The organism is Hoeflea sp., from assembly GCF_984452065.1.
Genome location: NZ_CFHWAF010000222.1, coordinates 1 through 4,275, shown reverse-complemented (window position 1 = coordinate 4,275; position 4,275 = coordinate 1). Strand labels below are relative to the sequence as shown.

The following is a 4,275-nucleotide window of genomic DNA, read 5'->3' as shown; positions in this document are numbered from 1 at the left end:
GTGAACCGATTTTCCGCCATCAAATGCTTCAATCTAATCACAACTCGCTCTAGCCCGCAGATCGCCTCCCGCCGCGTCATCCCGTCGCCTCCCCCGCCGGGCGGCCGTGCGCGGACTGGCAGCCGCACCGATACCGCGCTAAAATAATCCGGGTAAGCGTGAGAACCGGGCCGTCGATCACACCGGACGCATGGGCAGCCGGCAGGTACGCCACTTTGCAGCGGCAACTGCCGGCAGATTGACCGGCGTTGAGGTCTCCGGACCGGGTTGGGACATGATACCTTCCGAGCAATGGAGGAGATGATGAAAGCAACCAAAATTGTCGAACATGCCCGCCAGCTTCTGGATGCACGCGGTGACCGCGCCGAAGCCGAGGCGGCGCAAAGGGCGATCGATCTCGAGGCCAAGGGCAAAGCCGTAGACGCGGAAAACTGGCGTCGCGTCCGCGCGGCCATCCGTGAAATGCGCCCGCCGCATGTCAGCTGAGCCGATTGAAGGACATCCCTGCCCCGGCCCTGTCGGCCGGGCTTTTTCCGCCTGTCCGGATTCGGGCACCAACAATAACCGGCCTGTTTCACTGATCGCGGACCACTTAAACTCTTGATGTTTCTTCACACTTGCATAAGTCTGCGGGTGGATGAACAATATGGGGGGTGTAGCGCGCTGATCGTGCCGATGGTCGTTTCGTTTTGGCGATCACCGATGCCGCAACAGCCGGCAGGCGCGCCGGAGGCATTCAGATGAACGTCACGGACAAACAAGCAGACGCGGAAAGCGTGGTGGAGATTGTTTCGGCCGACAATATCAGCCATATTTCCAAAGGCCTTCCTTTCAAGGCCCAGCTGGCATTGCGGGCGATTTCCGAGCTGCGGCGGGGCGCGCTCGACATGAAGTTGCCGGACGGCAGTCATATCCGCATCGAAGGTCCGGAAAGCGGACCGCGTGCCGAAATTGTTCTGAAAAACTGGAACCTGCCCTACAGCGCATTCCGCCGCGGCACGATCGGCGTTGCGGAAAGCTATAGGGACGGCGCCTGGGAAAGCCCGGATATCCCGACATTCCTCGAATTGTTTCTCGTCAACACGGATATCGGAAACCATATCGCGAGCGGCGCGCGCGGACTTGCCAGTGTCATCGAGAAGGTCCGGCATCTTTTCCGCTCGAATACAAAGTCCCGGGCAAGGAAGAACATCTCCGCGCACTATGATCTCGGGAATGCGTTTTATGAAAAATGGCTCGACCCGAGCATGACCTATTCCTCGGCCCTGTTTCAGACCGGCGCCAACGACCTGCAAAGCGGCCAGAAAGCCAAGTACAAGGCGCTTGCGGACGCCATCGGGATCACGCCGGACAGCCACGTCCTGGAAATCGGTTGCGGCTGGGGCGGCTTTGCGGAATATGCCGCCGGCGAGATCGGCGCGCGCGTGACCGGCCTGACCATCAGCCGTGAACAACTCGACTATGCGACGAGGCGCATGGAAAAGGCCGGCCTTTCGGATCGCGTCAATCTGAAATTCCAGGATTACCGCGACGAGAGCGGTGTTTACGACCACGTGGCGTCGATCGAGATGTTCGAGGCGGTCGGCGAAAAATACTGGTCCGGCTATTTCGACAAGATCCATGAATGTCTGAAACCCGGCGGCCGCGCCGGCCTTCAGATCATCACGATCCATGAAGACGCCTATGAGAATTACCGTCGCAACCCCGACTTCATCCAGCGCTACGTCTTCCCCGGCGGCATGCTGCCAACCTTGGAGATCCTGGAAGATCTCGGCCGCAAGGCGAACCTGAAACTTGCCGATCACCGGGCCTTCGCGCAGGACTATGCCCGCACGTTGTCGGAATGGTGCATCAGGTTCTGGGATGCCTGGCCAAGCATCCGGCCGATGGGCTTCGACGAGCGGTTCAAGCGGCTTTGGGAGTTCTACCTGCACTATTGCGAGGCCGGTTTCCGCGCCGAAAACATCAATGTGCGCCAGATCGTCTACCAGCGAAATCCGGGCTGAGGCGGCTTGCCTTCAGCTCTTTCCGGAAACAGCCGGAAGCAAAGCGGCCGGGAATGCGCTGAAATAGTATTTTTCCGGCTCGCTCCGTCGACAAATGGCATTTCTTGTCTCCGGCCGTGTTGATAATCCACAACCGTCAAAATACTGTCGCAGTGAATCAATCGGGGCCAGGAAATGACCATATTGCAATCCGTGCTGGAAGGAATCGGCAACACGCCGCTGATCAAGCTGAAACGTGTGTCGGAGGAGACCGGCTGCACCGTTCTGGGCAAGGCTGAATTCCTCAATCCCGGCCAGTCGGTCAAGGATCGCGCCGCCCTGTTCATCGTCCGCGATGCGATCGAGAGCGGCAGGCTGCGCCCCGGCGGCGTCATTGTCGAAGGCACCGCCGGCAACACCGGCATCGGCTTGTCCATGGTCGCCAAGGCGCTCGGATACCGGACGGTGATCGTCATTCCCGAAACGCAAAGCGAGGAAAAGAAGGACGCCCTGCGCCTGCTCGGCGCTGAACTGATCGAGGTGCCCGCTCTGCCCTACAGGAACCCCAACAACTACGTGCGTCTCTCCGGCCGCCTCGCCGAGCAATTGGCCAAAGAGAACCCGAATGGCGCGATCTGGGCCAACCAGTTCGACAATACGGTCAACCGGCAGGCGCATATCGAGACAACCGCGCCCGAAATCTGGAATGACACCGACGGCAAGGTCGACGGTTTCATCTGCGCCTGCGGTTCCGGCGGCACGCTCGCGGGCGTCGCCGTCGGCCTGCGCGAACGCAATCCCGGCGTCAAAATAGGCATCGCCGATCCGCAGGGCGCGGCGCTTTACAATTACTACAAGAACGGTGAACTGAAGTCCGAGGGCGGTTCGATAACGGAAGGCATCGGCCAGGGGCGCATCACGGCGAATCTTGAGGGCTTCACGCCCGACTTTGCCTATCAGGTATCCGACGCGGAGTCCTTTCCCTACATTTACGACCTGATCGAGGAAGAGGGTATGTGTCTGGGCGGCTCTTCCGCCATCAATATCTGCGGCGCCGTCAAGATGGCCCGCGACATGGGCCCGGGCCACACCATCGTCACCATCCTTTGCGATTACGGAAACCGCTACCAGTCGAAACTGTTCAACCCGCAATTCCTGCGCTCCAAGGATCTGCCGGTTCCTGAATGGATGGAAACCGCTCCGGACATATCCATACCCTTCGAAGAGGTCTGAACCTTGTCACAAACCCATCCGCTCTTCATAGACGACGCCTATCTGTCGACCGCCGAGGGCAAGGTAACCGCGGTCAACGAGCGCGGCGGCATACTTCTCGACCAGACCTGCTTCTATGCGACATCCGGCGGCCAGCCGGGCGATATCGGCTTCTTCGAACGCGAGGATGGCTCCAGGATCGAGATTGCCGCGACCGTCAACGGACAGAGCAAGGCGGACATCGTCCACGTTCCATCGAACGAGCAGGCCGTGCCCGAAATCGGTGAACCTCTGGTGCTGCACATCGACTGGCCGAGGCGCTACAGGCTTATGCGCATGCACACCGCCTGCCATCTGCTCACGGTCGTCTGTCCCTTTCCCATCACCGGCGCGTCGGTCGGCGAAAACGAGAGCCGCGTCGACTTCGATATGAGCGAGGCGACGGACAAGGTCTCCGTTACTGAAAGGCTTATGGAACTCGTGGACGGCAACCATCCGGTCTTTTCAAAGTGGATTGACGAGAGTGAACTGGAAGCCAATCCCGATCTCGTCAAGTCGAAGAATGTCCGGCCGCCGCGTGGCAGCGGGCACATCAGGCTTGTCTGCATCGGCGAGGACGCCGCCGTCGACAGCCAGCCCTGCGGCGGAACGCATGTTTCGGAGACTCGCGAAGTGGGCGCCATCCACATCGGCAAGATCGAGAAGAAAGGGCGCGAGAACAGACGCTTCCGCATTCGCTTCGGCGAGATGCCGCAATGATCCGCGCATATGCCCATGTCTGAAAAGAGCGCCTTTGTCGTATCGCCGGACTGGCTGCAGGAACATCTGGACGATGACGGGCTGCGCATCGTCGATGCGTCCTGGTACCTTCCCGCCCAGGGGCGCGACGCCCGCCTGGAGTATGAGAGCGGCCACATCCCGGGCGCGGTGTTCTTCGACCAGGATGTCATGGTCGATCCGGATGCGGACCTTCCGCACGCCCTGCCCGGCCCCGAACATTTCGAAGCGCAGGTGTCCGAACTCGGGATTTCAACGGACAATACGATTGTCGTCTATGACGGCCCCGGAATGTTCACCG

Annotated in this window: 5 protein-coding genes; all 5 read left to right on the top strand. The window is 60.2% G+C overall.

Features of this window, described 5'->3' with window-relative positions; genetic code table 11:
- Positions 1–303: 303 nt before the first annotated feature.
- Positions 304–486: a hypothetical protein gene (locus tag AC5E6N_RS23540; RefSeq protein ID WP_491750086.1), complete on the top strand. Its 183-nt coding sequence runs from the start codon at positions 304–306 to the stop codon at positions 484–486.
- 254 nt (positions 487–740) lie between these two features.
- A complete protein-coding gene (locus AC5E6N_RS23535; RefSeq protein WP_491750085.1) occupies positions 741–2,006 on the top strand; it encodes a class I SAM-dependent methyltransferase in 1,266 nt (421 codons plus the stop codon).
- A gap of 174 nt (positions 2,007–2,180) precedes the next feature.
- Positions 2,181–3,218: a cysteine synthase A gene (locus AC5E6N_RS23530; protein WP_491750084.1), complete on the top strand. Its 1,038-nt coding sequence runs from the start codon at positions 2,181–2,183 to the stop codon at positions 3,216–3,218.
- A gap of 3 nt (positions 3,219–3,221) precedes the next feature.
- Positions 3,222–3,956, top strand: a complete 735-nt coding sequence (locus AC5E6N_RS23525) for an alanyl-tRNA editing protein (protein WP_491750083.1) — start codon at positions 3,222–3,224, stop codon at positions 3,954–3,956.
- Between the two features lie 15 nt (positions 3,957–3,971).
- On the top strand, positions 3,972–4,275 hold a 304-nt coding region (locus AC5E6N_RS23520), incomplete at its 3' end, for a rhodanese-like domain-containing protein (protein WP_491750082.1).